Annotated in this window: 18 protein-coding genes; 10 read left to right on the top strand and 8 right to left on the bottom strand. The window is 61.9% G+C overall.

The window, feature by feature from the left end:
• Positions 1 to 86: 86 nt before the first annotated feature.
• Positions 87 to 593 (top strand): YciE/YciF ferroxidase family protein, encoded by a 507-nt coding sequence (locus GJW30_RS10325; RefSeq protein ID WP_096354998.1) that lies wholly within the window; start codon positions 87 to 89, stop codon positions 591 to 593.
• Positions 594 to 643: 50 nt separating this feature from the next.
• Here GJW30_RS10325 and GJW30_RS10320 read toward each other — a convergent pair whose 3' ends face one another.
• Complete coding sequence (locus GJW30_RS10320) at positions 644 to 841, bottom strand: hypothetical protein (RefSeq protein ID WP_096354996.1); 198 nt, start codon at positions 839 to 841, stop codon at positions 644 to 646.
• 376 nt (positions 842 to 1,217) lie between these two features.
• On the opposite strand from GJW30_RS10320, the gene GJW30_RS10310 reads away from it, so the two are divergent.
• The 4 genes from GJW30_RS10310 (at position 1,218) to GJW30_RS10295 (ending at position 5,522) form a co-directional block, all read left to right on the top strand.
• The gene (locus tag GJW30_RS10310; protein WP_096354992.1) at positions 1,218 to 1,748 is read left to right on the top strand and encodes a 2Fe-2S iron-sulfur cluster-binding protein; all 531 of its coding nucleotides are present in this window, start codon (positions 1,218 to 1,220) and stop codon (positions 1,746 to 1,748) included.
• The gene (locus tag GJW30_RS10305) at positions 1,745 to 2,740 is read left to right on the top strand and encodes an FAD binding domain-containing protein (protein WP_096354990.1); all 996 of its coding nucleotides are present in this window, start codon (positions 1,745 to 1,747) and stop codon (positions 2,738 to 2,740) included. Before GJW30_RS10310 ends, GJW30_RS10305 begins: the two co-directional genes overlap by 4 nt.
• 50 nt (positions 2,741 to 2,790) lie before the next feature.
• Complete coding sequence (locus GJW30_RS10300) at positions 2,791 to 5,070, top strand: xanthine dehydrogenase family protein molybdopterin-binding subunit (protein ID WP_197703810.1); 2,280 nt, start codon at positions 2,791 to 2,793, stop codon at positions 5,068 to 5,070.
• Between the two features lie 107 nt (positions 5,071 to 5,177).
• Positions 5,178 to 5,522, top strand: a complete 345-nt coding sequence (locus GJW30_RS10295) for a response regulator (protein ID WP_096354986.1) — start codon at positions 5,178 to 5,180, stop codon at positions 5,520 to 5,522.
• A 35-nt stretch (positions 5,523 to 5,557) separates the two neighbouring features.
• Here the strand turns inward: GJW30_RS10295 and GJW30_RS10290 are convergent, their stop codons facing one another.
• Positions 5,558 to 6,736 (bottom strand): GAF domain-containing sensor histidine kinase, encoded by a 1,179-nt coding sequence (locus tag GJW30_RS10290; RefSeq protein ID WP_096354984.1) that lies wholly within the window; start codon positions 6,734 to 6,736, stop codon positions 5,558 to 5,560.
• Positions 6,737 to 6,791: 55 nt separating this feature from the next.
• Positions 6,792 to 7,211: a DoxX family protein gene (locus tag GJW30_RS10285; protein ID WP_245408720.1), complete on the bottom strand. Its 420-nt coding sequence runs from the start codon at positions 7,209 to 7,211 to the stop codon at positions 6,792 to 6,794.
• A 294-nt stretch (positions 7,212 to 7,505) separates the two neighbouring features.
• Here GJW30_RS10285 and GJW30_RS10280 point away from each other — a divergent pair, with 294 nt between their 5' ends.
• The gene (locus GJW30_RS10280; protein WP_096354980.1) at positions 7,506 to 7,916 is read left to right on the top strand and encodes a low affinity iron permease family protein; all 411 of its coding nucleotides are present in this window, start codon (positions 7,506 to 7,508) and stop codon (positions 7,914 to 7,916) included.
• Between the two features lie 253 nt (positions 7,917 to 8,169).
• Positions 8,170 to 8,292 (top strand): hypothetical protein, encoded by a 123-nt coding sequence (locus GJW30_RS23100; RefSeq protein WP_283804851.1) that lies wholly within the window; start codon positions 8,170 to 8,172, stop codon positions 8,290 to 8,292.
• Positions 8,293 to 8,365: 73 nt separating this feature from the next.
• On the opposite strand, the gene GJW30_RS10270 is transcribed toward GJW30_RS23100, so the two are convergent.
• Positions 8,366 to 9,214 (bottom strand): alpha/beta hydrolase, encoded by an 849-nt coding sequence (locus tag GJW30_RS10270; protein ID WP_166743033.1) that lies wholly within the window; start codon positions 9,212 to 9,214, stop codon positions 8,366 to 8,368.
• Between the two features lie 85 nt (positions 9,215 to 9,299).
• On the opposite strand from GJW30_RS10270, the gene GJW30_RS22660 reads away from it, so the two are divergent.
• Complete coding sequence (locus tag GJW30_RS22660; protein WP_210421559.1) at positions 9,300 to 9,503, top strand: hypothetical protein; 204 nt, start codon at positions 9,300 to 9,302, stop codon at positions 9,501 to 9,503.
• Positions 9,504 to 9,609: 106 nt separating this feature from the next.
• On the opposite strand, the gene GJW30_RS10265 is transcribed toward GJW30_RS22660, so the two are convergent.
• From GJW30_RS10265 to GJW30_RS10250, 4 genes are all read right to left on the bottom strand, one after another.
• Entirely contained in the window at positions 9,610 to 9,783 is a 174-nt protein-coding gene (locus GJW30_RS10265; RefSeq protein WP_096354974.1) for a CsbD family protein, read from the bottom strand.
• Positions 9,784 to 9,855: 72 nt separating this feature from the next.
• The gene (locus tag GJW30_RS10260; RefSeq protein WP_096354972.1) at positions 9,856 to 10,650 is read right to left on the bottom strand and encodes an alpha/beta hydrolase; all 795 of its coding nucleotides are present in this window, start codon (positions 10,648 to 10,650) and stop codon (positions 9,856 to 9,858) included.
• A gap of 240 nt (positions 10,651 to 10,890) precedes the next feature.
• Complete coding sequence (locus GJW30_RS10255) at positions 10,891 to 11,328, bottom strand: YybH family protein (RefSeq protein WP_157746731.1); 438 nt, start codon at positions 11,326 to 11,328, stop codon at positions 10,891 to 10,893.
• A gap of 2 nt (positions 11,329 to 11,330) precedes the next feature.
• Entirely contained in the window at positions 11,331 to 12,011 is a 681-nt protein-coding gene (locus GJW30_RS10250) for a glutathione S-transferase family protein (protein ID WP_096354968.1), read from the bottom strand.
• Positions 12,012 to 12,225: 214 nt separating this feature from the next.
• On the opposite strand from GJW30_RS10250, the gene GJW30_RS10245 reads away from it, so the two are divergent.
• Together GJW30_RS10245 and GJW30_RS10240 are read left to right on the top strand one after the other, a co-directional pair.
• Complete coding sequence (locus GJW30_RS10245) at positions 12,226 to 12,501, top strand: hypothetical protein (protein WP_096354966.1); 276 nt, start codon at positions 12,226 to 12,228, stop codon at positions 12,499 to 12,501.
• 243 nt (positions 12,502 to 12,744) lie between these two features.
• Positions 12,745 to 13,305, top strand: coding sequence for an SDR family NAD(P)-dependent oxidoreductase (locus tag GJW30_RS10240; RefSeq protein WP_096354964.1), 561 nt, complete (start codon positions 12,745 to 12,747; stop codon positions 13,303 to 13,305).
• Positions 13,306 to 13,499 lie beyond the last annotated feature (194 nt).

Genomic DNA, 13,499 nt, shown 5'->3' with positions numbered 1-13,499 from the left:
GAGCGCTTAGCCGCCGGCCTCGACTCCTGATGGAACGTTTCTGTCCGCCACAGCTTGCCGTCGCGTTAACTCTGGAGGCAGACACGATGGCGAAAAAGCAAAAGACCTTGGAAGACCTTTTCGGCGACACGCTGAAGGACATCTACTACGCCGAGAAGAAAATCTTGAAGACGTTGCCCAAGATGGCAAAGGCCGCGAACTCGCGCAGCTTGGCGGCCGCTTTCAAGAAGCATGAACGCGAGACATCCGGGCAAGTCGCCCGCCTCGAAAAGGTGTTCAAGTCGATCGGCAAGAAGCCGCAGGGCAAGACATGCGCTGCCATCAACGGCATCGTCGAGGAAGGCAAAGAGATCATCAGCGAGTTTAAAGGTACGCCGGCTCTCGACGCCGGTCTTCTCGCCGCCGCTCAGGCGGTCGAACACTACGAGATCTCGCGCTACGGAACGCTGCGGACTTGGGCAGAAGAATTAGGTTATAGCGCCGCCGTTGCGCTGCTTGATCAGACCTTGCAGGAAGAAGAAGCGACCGACGCGGCCCTGACCAAGCTTGCAAAATCCGAAGTCAATGATCACGCGCAACAGGAAGCCGCATAACACGCAGAACAAAAAGCCCCGCTATGCGGGGCTTTTTTTACGTTCGTATGTCAGCCGAGGCTTGCTTCGCCGTGCGGCTCAGGCACTTCGATGCGTACGCCGAGGCCTTTCTTGATCGCGTTCGAGCCCGCCGCGACGGCAGCTTCGTAAGCCGCCTCCTTCGTTTCCCAATCACCCTCGGCGACGCTGTCGACTTCGACGTGCCACCGCTCGCCGTCACCAGCAATTTTGTAAACCGCAACCGTCATCGGCTTGCTGCTCCGCTTAGCGCGCGAACAGCATGATGAGAAGAACGATCGGAAGCGGGATGCCGATCAACCACAGTAAAAGACCCTTACCCATTTTTCGTCTCCATTGCTCCGTAGGCAATGCGGCCTTCGCCGACTCGTTCCTCGACGGGTGAAGAAACCTCGCTGTTTGTGCTGACGGGACAAACGCTCCCGCGGCGGGCATATGGATGTTGCGACTTGCGTGTGCGGGATGCCGCATTGGCATCCGTGAATCGGTGCATCTCGAGACCGTCTCGGAGCTCCCACGCGCCAATTTGGAACCGATCTAACCGTATCGCGTTGCCGCATCACATCCACTGAGCACCTGCACAATTTTTGTCCGCAGCGAGGACCCATGGCCATCGTCGTAAACGGCAAAACGGTCGACCTCCCGCGCGATCCGCGCGTTTCTCTTCTCGATTTCCTCCGCGAGCACCTTCATCTCACCGGCACCAAAATGGGTTGCAACCAGGGCGCATGCGGCGCCTGCACGGTTCTGGTCGACGGCCGACGGGTTCTGGCGTGCCTCTCGCTCGCGGTTCAATGCGCGGGGCGCGATATCACAACCATCGAAGGTCTCGGCACCCCGACCAACCTACACCCATTACAGCAGGCTTTCGTCGAGCACGACGGCTTTCAATGCGGTTATTGCACGCCGGGACAAATCTGCTCCGCGGTCGGCATGATCGAGGAGTTGCGCGCCGGCGTTCCGAGCCATGTGACGCAAGATCTTCTTAGCGAAGCACACACGCTGACACACGACGAACTTCGCGAGCGGATGAGCGGAAACCTTTGCCGCTGCGGCGCGCACAACGGCATCGTTGCGGCAATCAGCGCGACGTATGCGGACGCCGAAAGAGACGAGCCCGTGGAGACCGCGGCATGACGCCATTTACCTATAGCCGCGCGGCCGATGCGGCCGACGCGATGAAACGCATCGGCACGCCTGGCGCGAAGTTTCTCGGCGGCGGCACGAACCTCATCGATCTCATGCGCGAGACGATCGAGCGGCCTACCGCATTGATCGACGTAACGGGGCTGAGCGATACGGTGACCGACACGGCCGACGGCGGCCTCATGATCGGCGCAGCCGTCAAGAATACGGCGCTCGCGGCAGACCGACGCGTGCGCGAACGATACCCCATGTTGACACGTGCCATCGTCGCCGGCGCGAGCGCGCAAATCCGCAACATGGCGACGGTCGCCGGCAATCTGCTTCAGCGCACACGGTGCACATACTTTTATGATGCTGACGGAGCTGCGTGCAACAAGCGCAATCCTGGACAAGGCTGCGATGCGATCGGCGGCTTTCATCGCTACCACGCCATTCTGGGCGCTTCGAAACAGTGCATCGCGACGCATCCGTCCGACATGACGGTCGCCCTCGCGGCGCTCGACGCGGTCGTCCATGTCCAGAGTGATGAAGGCGCGCGGCGCATTGCGCTGAGCGACTTTCACATGCTGCCGGGCGCGCATCCGGAACGAGAGACGCAGCTTGGAGAGAAAGAGCTGATCACGGCGATCGAACTGCCGCCGGCGGATGTCGCGCGCAACTCGACCTACCGCAAAGTGCGCGATCGATCGAGCTATGCCTTCGCGCTAATTTCAGTCGCGGCGGCTCTCAAAGTCGAAGACGGGATCGTCGCGGAGGCGCGACTGGCGCTCGGCGGCGTTGCGCATAAACCGTGGCGCGCCGTTGCGGCGGAAGCCGCGTTGATCGGCAAGCCCGCAGACGCAGCTGCATTCACGGCCGCCGCTGATGCCGAGCTTGCGTCAGCCGCGCCGCTTCCGCTCAACGCGTTCAAAGTTGAGCTCGCAAGACGGACGATCGTCGCCGTCCTCGCGGGTCTCAGCGCAACGCCGGGAGCGGGCCGATGAGCTTTTTCGAGGATGCTAAAGGCGCCGTGAAAGGCATCGTGCAAGGCGCCATGGCGAAAGCCATCGCGATTGCACCGGACGCTTGGATACCGGGCGGAGAGCCGGATCCTCTCATCCGCCACCAGCATGGCCACATCGGAAAGCCGCTATCGCGCATCGATGGTCCGCTGAAAGTTGCCGGGCAAGCAAAGTTCGCTGCCGAGTTTCGTTTCGACGGCATGCTCTACGCTGCCCTCGCCTACGCAACTGTCGCGAAAGGAACCATCACGCAGCTCGACACCAGCGCGGCGGAAGCCGCCGACGGCGTCTTCGCCGTGATGACGCACGAGAACGCACCGCGGCTCAACCCGCCTCCGGTTTTCCTGACCGCCGACAAAGCTGCCGGCGGCGATCCCTCGCCGGTGATGCAGGACGCCTCCGTGCGCTGGAACGGTGAGCCGATCGCCGTCGTTTTGGCGGAAACGCAGGAGCAGGCCGATCACGCGGCCACGCTGATCGATGCGACCTACGCGCAGGACGTAGCGCTCACCTCGCTCGCCGAAGCGATTGCGCGCGGTACGTCGCCGGGGCAATTCATGGGCGGGCCGCTGCACAACGAGAGCGGAGACGCAGCCACCGACTTCGCGCAGTCGCCTGTCGGCGTCGATCTGACATTCACGACGCCGCGGCACAATCACAATGCGATCGAGCTGCACGGCGTTACGGCGGCCTGGGAGGGCGATACGCTCCGCCTCCACGATGCCTCGCAGCTCGTCGCCCATACGGCCTGGTCGCTCGCGCAGATGTTCGGCATCGATGAAAAGCAGATCATCGTGACATCGCCGTTCGTCGGCGGCGGCTTCGGCGGCAAATGTTTGTGGCAGCATCAGATGCTGGCTGCCGCAGCGGCGAAATTCGCCGGCAGGCCCGTGCGGCTGACGCTGTCTCGCGAGGGTGTCTATCGTGTCGTCGGCGGTCGCGGACAGACCGAACAGCGGGTCGCCCTCGGGGCGGATCGCAACGGAAATCTCCGCGCGCTGATCCATACGGGCGTGACGGCGAAGAGCCCGGGCGCCGCGATGCCCGAGCCGTTCATCATGCCGACGCGCAGCGCTTACGCGGCGGGTTCGATCCTCCTCGACGTGCGCACAGTCGACCTCGACTCTTTGGCGAACACGTTCATGCGTGCGCCGGGTGAGTCGGTCGGGACCTTTGCGCTCGAATGCGCCATCGACGAGCTCGCCGAAAAACTGTCGATGGATCCGATCGAGTTTCGTCTCAAGAACGAACCGGAGACGGATCCGACGTCCGGCCTTCCGTTCTCGGCCCGGCACATAGACGTCGCTTGGAAGCAAGGCGCCGAGCGCTTCAAGTGGCACGAGCGCGACGCCACGCCGCGCAGTCGCACCGACGGCGAATGGCTGGTGGGCGTCGGCTGCGCGACGGCGACCTATCCGTACTATCGGATGCCGGGCGGAGCCGCGCGGATTACGCTGCGCCGAGACGGCCACGCGACCATCGATATCGCGGCGCACGAGATGGGTATGGGCACCGCGACCGCACAGACACAGGTCTGCGCGGAACGCCTTGGTTTGCCGCTCGACGCCATCACCTTCAACTACGGCGACTCCACACTTCCGGGCGTCGTGCTCGCCGGAGGCTCGCAACAGACAGCGTCGATCGGCGCATCGGTCATTGCCGCTCACCGCGCGCTCGTGAAAGAATTGCTGCGGCTTGCGGGCAACGATAGTCCTCTCGCCGGTCTCAAGCCCGACGATGTCGCGAGCCGCGATGGCGGGATTTGCAAAGCCGACGAGGAAGCTCGGTTCGAGAGTTATACGTCCATCCTCGATCGCGCCAAGCGTGACACCGTCAGCGTCGAGGCCAGCCCGCCGATGCCGATGGAACTGATGCATTGGTCGATGCACAGCCACGGCGCGATGTTCTGCGAAGCGCGCGTCAATCAGGTCACCGGCGAAATACGCATCAGCCGCTTCCTCGGCTCCTTCGATTGCGGCCGCATCATCAATGCAAAGACGGCCGCGAGCCAATTTCGCGGCGGCATCATCATGGGCCTGGGACTTGCCTTGATGGAGGAGACGCAGTTCGACGAGCGCAACGGGCGCATCGCCAATGCCAGCCTCGCGGAATATCACGTGCCGGTGCACATGGACGTGCCCGAGATCGACGTTATTTGGACTGATATCGCAGACCCGCATACGCCGATGGGCGCGCGCGGCGTCGGCGAGATTGGCATCACGGGAACTGCCGCAGCCGTCGCCAACGCGGTCTACAACGCGACCGGAAATCGGGTGCGCGATCTGCCGATCACGCTCGACAAGCTGCTGTGACGATCTCCACGGTAGAAGGCTGCTCTCAATCGAGCTGCAAGCTGCCTATCCATCTTTTTGAGGAACGGTTGAGCCTGTCGCCTCCTTGATCCCTATTGAGGAGCGACATGACGCACTGCGTTCTCATCGTCGAAGACGATCACCTGATCAATATGGTCCTGCAAGATCATCTGGCCGAGTCGGGTTTTGTGACGCTGGTCGCATTCAACGCCGACGAAGCGATCGAAATTCTGGAATCGCGTAGCGACATCGATGCCCTTGTGACGGATATCGACATGCCGGGCTCAATGGACGGCTTGTGCCTTGCCAAACGCGTTCGCGAACGCTGGGCGCCGATCCGCATCTTGGTCGCCAGCGGCAAGCATCGGCCGTCAGCGGATGACCTACCGGCCGATGCGACCTTCTTGCCGAAGCCGTATCGGCTTGAGACGGTGGTTGACGCTCTGCGCTGAGCTTCCGTCGCCGCTCACAGCAAAGCCGCGCAATCTCAGTTCCCCGGCTTGAGCGGCATGCTGAAAGTGAACACCGTAGCGGTTCGATCAGACGCCACGTCGATCGCGCCCTGATGCGCCTTGGCTATCTCGGCAACGATATAGAGACCGAGACCAAGGCCCGCAGTTTTTGCACGCGTGTGTCCGCGCGCAAACGGTGTGAAAAGTCCCGGTATCGCATCCTGCGGGATCGCCTCTCCGGTGTTGCTCACAGCAAGAACAAAGCGGCCGTTCCGCGTGAAGGCTTCGACGCGAACCGGCGCGCCGTCGCTGTAGGCCAATGCGTTGCCGAGCAGGTTCGAAAACATCTGCCCGATACGAAAGCGATCCGCGATGACCGTGTCGGTGAGGTCGAGCTTGGCGTCGATGGTGCGTTCCGGATGGATCATCTGCAGCTCGGCAACGACCTGCGACAGGATCGGGCGCAACGGTTCATCGGACAAATCGAGCGTCAGGCCTCCGCCGAGCTTCCCGCGCGCGAAGTCCAAAAGACTATCGATCAGCGAAACCATGCGCCCGATGCTCTCGTCCATCAGCTGCATAATCTGCGAGGCACGCTCGGGCGACGGCGAGCGCTGCAGCAATCGCACTCCGGATGACACAGCAGCCAGCGGATTGCGCAGATCGTGGCCGAGAACCGCGATGAACTTTTCCCGCAAATTCAATTCGCTCTGGGCCACTTCGACATTCTGTTTGGCCGCCTCGATGTTTCGGTTGGCGCTGATCTCCGACGCCATGAGATCAGCAAAGAGTTTGAAAAGATCGACGACGGCGGGTCGACTCAGCGATGCGGGTTTCGGATGGATTGCGCACAGCGTTCCGAAAAACTCACCATCGGTCAAAAAAATCGGCACCGAGATATAGCTCTTGAAGCCGTACATCGCCGGCGTCGGATGGTCGCAATAGGTCGGATCGTTATCGACGTCATCGATGACGACGAGCTCCCGGCTCTGTCTGATCTCGTGGCAGATCGTGGTTTCGACCTTAAGCTCGCCGCCCGGCGCCAGTCCGAAATTGATCTCGTCGTTGACGGCGAGACAGATCCATCGGTCAGGCGTGACGCGTGCGACGGCCGCGAAGCCGACACCGGCAATTCCGCACACAACCTTCAGGATTTGAGGCACTTGAGCGATGGCGCGAACGGCGGCCAGATCGCCTTCAATATTGAGAGTCATAAGGTCGGGTCTCGAGGCGCCCGCCGCAGAGACGGTGCGCGTCATCCGAATACAACTAATTCATGTTGGGCGGCAAGCGAGCCCCTCCCCCAGGCCCGCGCAACGGCCAGGACACCCAGCCCGCGCAGAACAGCGCGGCCCAGATAATCACAGGCTGAAGCGCCAGCCGCGGCGCGTGGTAAGCCCATGAGTTCGTAATGACCGGCGGATCAAAATGCGTGAAGGCGTGGTGAAAGTTCGCCGGCCAGACGGCGAGGGCGTAGGCCGCAAGAAGTAGCCCGCAGATCGCTCGCGACCGCTCGAACAGGAGGCCGATTGCTGCGGCGAATTCGAAGAGGCCGGTGAGCCAAATCACCTGGCTTGGATACGGTACCCACGCCGGCGTGATCAGAAGCACCTTCTCGGCGAATACGAGATGCAGTACCCCGCCGAGGAAAAAGAAGATTGCGAGAACCCAGCGCAGAATGATGCGCAAACACCTGACGTGCGATCCACTCATCCGACGGCCCCCGATTGCTTTTCGCGCGCTTGTTGCGACTGACATCTCGGCGGCACATGCGCAGAGCCGGCGGCGACGGTTTTCGGCGATGAACCCAAACGTCGATGAACCCAAACGCACACGGATGCGAGAGAGTTCAGCGCAGCTGGCTCACGCAACGAAGCGAGGGTTCGTGCGCGAGCGTACGGATAGGCAGCGCATATCATTCCGCCGGAACCTTTTCGCCGATACGCCGTTTCCTGCGGCAGGACGACGCGGGAGTATAAAAAGATGCGCGGTCAGTTGCCGGTCAGCGCCATCGGCGGAAGCTCTCAACATCACACATCCGATCTTTTCGGAAAATTTGCGAGTGGGGTGTCGGCTGTCTCCGGACATCCCTTCGCCTTCCTGGCTGCGACCGCGATCGTCGTGATTTGGGCGGTGAGCGGTCCTGTCTTCGGCTATTCGGATACGTGGCAACTGGTGATCAACACCGGCACCACGATCATCACGTTCCTCATGGTGTTTCTGATTCAGCATACGCAGAACCGCGACACCGTCGCGCTTCAGCTCAAGCTCGATGAACTGATCGTCGCGACAAAAGGCGCTCACAACGACTTCGCGTGCATCGAAGAGAAAACCGAAGCCGAACTCAATGACAAGAAAGAACAGGTTCGCGGTGAAGCCGCCTCCGCGGATTGATCTGCGACAGCAACATCGGCCGCAACGCACCTGCTGCTTTGCATGGACCGCAACGGATCGGAACATTCGCCGCACTGTTTCACTTGAGATTTGCCTGCAACGAAAACAAGGAAACGCAACCATGAGAGTCGCTACGATCTTATCGCTCGGCGCCGTCCTCGCGATCGGCGCATTGGCTCCGGCCCAAGCAGCCGGCGGCGCGTGCGGACAATCCTTATCGGCACAATCGCAAACGGATCTCAGCGCGGCCAAAATGAAAAAAGCAAAGAAGATGCGCAAATCACGCGCGCGCACGATGGCGCCGCCGGATCCGGCCGGCGGCGACGGCAAGCGCGGCGGGCCGCCCGCATCAGCCCCGGGCGGCGGCGGACGGTAAACAAAAAAGGCGCCGGCAATGTCGGCGCCTTTTTCTTTTCGGATGGGAGATACGTCGCGAAAGCACGCCTGGTTCAGTTGCGCTTATGCGCACGCAGAAAAGCATCAACGTCTTGCACGGCCGGCGCCAGGAAACTGAAAGCCGGCGAAAAGGCGCCGACCGTCTGGGCATGCCCAACCCCCGGATAGGTGCGGACCGAAACGCTGTTCCGCTGCGCCTGCAGTCGCGCTGCAAGGTTGAGGGTGTTGCGCGGCAAAACGGTCGTGTCCGCGTCTCCGGTCAGCAACAGCGCCGGCGCATGGCCGCGGCCGACATACGAGATTGGCTGCGTCGACGCGTTGTTTGCGCCACCGAAGATGACCTGCAGTGTTCGATCCTCAAGCGGGAGAAAATCGTACGGACCCGAGAGTCCGACCCAACCGGCAAGGTCGCGTTTAGCATCGAGACGCTCACGCGCGAGCCAGCGTGAATCCAGCGCGAGCATCGCCGCGATATAGGCGCCGGCCGAATGTCCGGCGACGAACAATGATCGAGGATCGCCGCCGAACTTTTCCGCATTGCGCTTCGACCAGCCGACGGCAGCGGCTGCATCGGCAAGGAAGTCCGGATATTTGACGGCGGGGAAGACGCGATAATCCGCGATGATCGTGACGTAGCCGAGGCGCGCCAGCGTGCTGCCGACGAAGGCGTAATCCTCCTTGTTTCCGGATTGCCAGCTGCCGCCGTAAAAGAAGACGACGACCGGATTGTTGGAAGCGCCGCTCGGCCGGTAGATATCGAGGGTGCGGCGTGACCCTGTTGCGTAAGGTTGGCTGCTGACGACGTCGAAGCCTTGTTTCGGCGCCACGACGTTGACGAAGCCGGTACATCCCGCGCCGAATAACGATATCGCGATGATCAGCCATCGCCGCGTGACGTTCATTTGCATATGACTCAATACGCCGCAAAAGCTCCGGCGGTTCATTGCGGTCCTGAAAAATCGCGATTGATGCGGATTGAGCGCACGCATGGTGCAGACGAGGGTGTTCGGGAACGGCTGCCGCCGGCAGGCGTTGACCGGCATGGCACAAGAACCCGTCAAACCCTCGAAAGCCCCGCCCGAAGAGCCGAACCAGCCCGTGCCGGTCGAAAATCCGCCGCAACCGGGGCCGGACGGCGACAGGCCTCTCGTCGACCCGGTGCCGCCGGACGGCGATCAACCGCGGATGTGATGAACCCCTCGTCAGACCGTCGCTGTGCGACGTCGCGGTGAAAAACATAACGGCCGCTCCGAAGTGTCGGCGCGGCCGTTCTATGAGTAAACGCTGATGTGCAGCTCTATTTGCCGCGCAACGTATCCTTCACACCGCCGACGGTGTTTTGGACCTTGCCCTCAACCTTGTCTGCTTTGCCTTCAGCTTCGAGCTTTGCATCGCCGGTCACTTTGCCGGCGACTTCCTTCAGCGAGCCTTTGACCTGCTTGGCGGCGCCTGTGATGCGATCTTTATCCATTGCGAAAACTCCCGGGTTGTACGTGCTTATCAACAGCCGGAGATCGACCCAGTTCCGCATCAAGCCGTGAACTTATGTGCCGCGCGGCGCATCACAAGCCGGTGACATGGCTTCTTCCCGAAACGGAAACGCCCAACGCCACAAAGCTCCCGGTTCAAACGGGCGCCAATCGCCGACCGGCTGCGCCAACCGGTCACAAATGACATGAACAACCGCGAGATTGTGGCCCAGCCCGAGATGGCTTCCGTGAATCTCGACGCTTTCAGCGTGACGCGTCTGTTCCTGCAGACAGGCTTCCCATCCGCAGACGCCGTCGCTCTTACTGAATACTGCTGTGAGCGGAACCGGCGGCGGATGCTGCAGTTCAAGAAGGCGTGCCGGATCCATAGTCCCATTCAGAAATTTGAACACGCGGCTCGCATGCGGCGCGGCCTCGTCGGCGCGGCCGATGGGACTCCCGAGCGTGATCACCTGCCTGACGCAGTCGGGCGCTCGCTTTGCGAGCTCTCGCGCATAGAGCCCGCCGAGGCTCCAGCCGATCAGACTGACCGGCCCATACGCCGCATGCAGACGGTTGAGCTGCGCCAACAGCCGATCTTCAACACCCGGACGTGGCCCGTAGTTTCGGCCCTGCTCCCAGCCGAAGGCGTTGTATCCGCGCGCTTGCAGCAGATCCCTCAGATCTTCCGTTGATCGATCGCCGGCAAGAAGGCCTGGAATGACCAGCGCAGCGTGCCCGTCGCCTTCGTGGGACCCGCCACGCATGAACGGTGAAAGAACATGAAAGGCGAAAAGTTCGTCGACGGCTCGTCCGCCCTCCGCCGAATGCAGATCGACTAATGAAACCTTCATGCGACGCGACGACATTCAAACAAGTCTCCAGAACCCGGCTGACAACGCCGGGATGCCGTTCTGGTTTCGTGACCGGCTTCGATCGCTGAGCGAAACGCAAAGCCCCCCTACAATGAGGCGGTACCGGCGCCGATTAGCTTGTCGATCGTGAGCGGATAGGCGCGGATGCGGCTCAAGCGAGGCACACGCCGCGCATCCGCAGCGCGGCTCTTTCAGCCCGGGCACTGCGGAGCCACCGTTCGACATCGTTCCGCGTCAGGGCTTCAAGTCCGTCGCGGCTTTGCCGCTGCCGTCCATGCGCAGCGGATAGGACGAATGCTCATGGACAATGCGCCAGTCTCCGCCGCCGTTACGGCGCAGCACGACGGTTCGCCGGTTCCACGTATCGATGCTCCCGCCGTCCTTCTTCTGCCCGCGCATGTGACTGAGGCCAAAGACGACGGCGAGGTTGCCGTCGACCATAACTGTCGGGTCGCGCAACTCGACCGTCACCGGACCGCGCCAGGTCGCGAACCATGCGCGCAGGCCATCGGCCGCAGGCTCACCTGCCCCGTGATATTCAAGCGGCGGCGGCAGATCGTAGGTCACGATATCGGTCGCCATAGGCGCGACGACGCTTGCGGCATCGCCGCTTGCGGTCGCCTTTTCCTGCTCGCGCAGGACGCCGAGTATCTCTTCCACGACGTCAGCCATTGTCATTGCTCCGTTTCGCCGTATCGCATGTCGGATTGTTGGTGCTCCGCGATGGTTGCGCGCTGGTCCGCCACGGCTTGGCGATAAGCCGGGCGCGCGAGGCACCGCTCGCGATACGCCACGAGCCGCGGTAATTGCTTGATCATCTTTTGCATATCGGCGAGCCGCAGCACGGACGCGACCATCAGGTCCGCGATCGTGAAGGTGTCGCCGACAAGCCATGTTCGCTCGCCGAGCGCGGCGTCGAGCTGGCCGAGACGTTTCGTTGCGAAAGCAACGACGCTCGGGCGACGCGCCTCGCGCTGCTGTTTGTCGTCGATGAAGAACTCGACCTCGGCAACATTCATCAATGCGGGTTCGAGCGAGTTGAGCGCCGCGATGACCCAGCAGAGCACGCTCGATCGTTCTGCGTCGTCTGCCGGAATGAGTTTGTCGGCGCGCGTTGCGACATCGATCACGATTGCGCCGGTTTCGAACAGCGTCGGTCGCCCGTCTTCTTCCATATACGGCACTTGGCCGAACGGCTGCTGCTCGGCGTAAGTCTCGCCGGCAAGTTCCGGCGCATCGACCAAATGGACGCGATACGGCCAGCCGACTTCGTTGAGGATCCACCGCGCGCGATAGTCGCGCACGGAACCCGCGGCGAACGGCGGCGCCCATTTCATGGCGCTGATGGTGATCATTCCGCTCTCCTGTGTTTGTTGCTCTCGTTTGAAAGACGTTGGGTGACGATCCGATCCGACAAAGCTTCGCGGAAAGTTCAACCGGTGGTGCCGCATCACCGCTTGGATTACGACGCATAGGATTCGGGTCACGACAACGGAACGGTCCGGGGTGCAAGAACGTTGTTCTCCTATACCCATGCATGACGAGCTGGGACCCAACAGGGAGAAAACAATGACGAAGATTTTCTTAGCCGGCGCGGTTGCGCTTTCGGTTCTGTTGCCGGCCGCAGCTTCGGCACAATCCGTCTATGTCGGACCGGGCGGCGTCGGTGTCGACGTGCACGACCGCTATCGTTCCGAAAGCCGGCGGCCTCGTGAATATAACGATGGTCGCTATTATCGCGAGCGCGGCGCCGGGCGAGGTTATTGCGCGCGTCTGCGCGAAGCCTGCGACTACGGCGAGCGTGGCTACGGCAACTGCCGCCGCTATCGTCAGGAATGCGGTTAGCTGCAAATCTAGCGAGCGATCGTTAGCCACAACAAACCTCCAACGCCCCGGTTTTTTGCCGGGGCGTTTGCTGTAGTATTGGCCGATCACAGCTGCGAACCGGACACGACAAGCAACAGCGGCAATGGCGAGACGTAAAGACATGCATCGGCTTTAGCCGTAACCCTGTGTCGAAAGTCGCTCGCGGCCTTGCAAGTCCCTCTCGGTCGATCCTACGAGAGTTGGAGCAACAAGGGTGCCGCAGTGGATCTCGGGTTGAAGGGCAAAGCTGCTCTTATTTGCGCAGGCAGCAAAGGGCTCGGTCGTGCCTGCGCGGCGGCGCTTGCGCGCGAAGAGGCGGATATCGTTCTCGTCGCACGCGGCATCGAGGCGCTCGAGCAAACCGCCGCCGAATTGCGCACCATGGGCGCCAACGTCGTTCCGGTTTCCGCCGACATCACTACGCCGCATGGCCGCGAAGCCGCTTTGCAAGGAGCTGCGCAACTGGCTTATCGCGAGGCGGCTGCTTTCGACATCGTCGTCACCAATGCGGGCGGCCCCTCGCCGCGCGACTTCCGCGAGCTTGAAGTGTCCGATTGGCAGGATGCCCTACTGGCCAACATGCTGACGCCGATCGAGCTGATGCGTGCCACCGTGGATGGCATGGCGCGTCGCGGCTGGGGGCGGATCGTCAACATCACGAGCACCACCGTCAAAGCGCCGAGCACCTATCTGCCGCTGTTCGTCAACGCGGCGATGTACGGTGCTCTCTGCTTCTGCGTGCTGAGCGTTTTGTGGATGGCAATGGGTCTGACGACGCGGTAGTTCGGCCGCCGTCAGATAGCTAAAGCTACGTTTGGATACTTTTACGCGACCCCCATCGCGATCGCGTCCTTGTCCTTAGCAGTCGGAAGAATGCCTGGACTCACCGACGCGCGGGAGAGCGGCGTTGCCTAGTGTTACGCTGCGAAAAAGTTTTTCCGGAGCGCACTCGCGCATGGCGGCTGCCGTCAGCACAA

Source organism: Variibacter gotjawalensis, assembly GCF_002355335.1.
GTDB lineage: Bacteria > Pseudomonadota > Alphaproteobacteria > Rhizobiales > Xanthobacteraceae > Variibacter > Variibacter gotjawalensis.
Note: the sequence above shows the minus strand (reverse complement) of the source record. Positions and strands in the feature narration are given on the sequence as shown.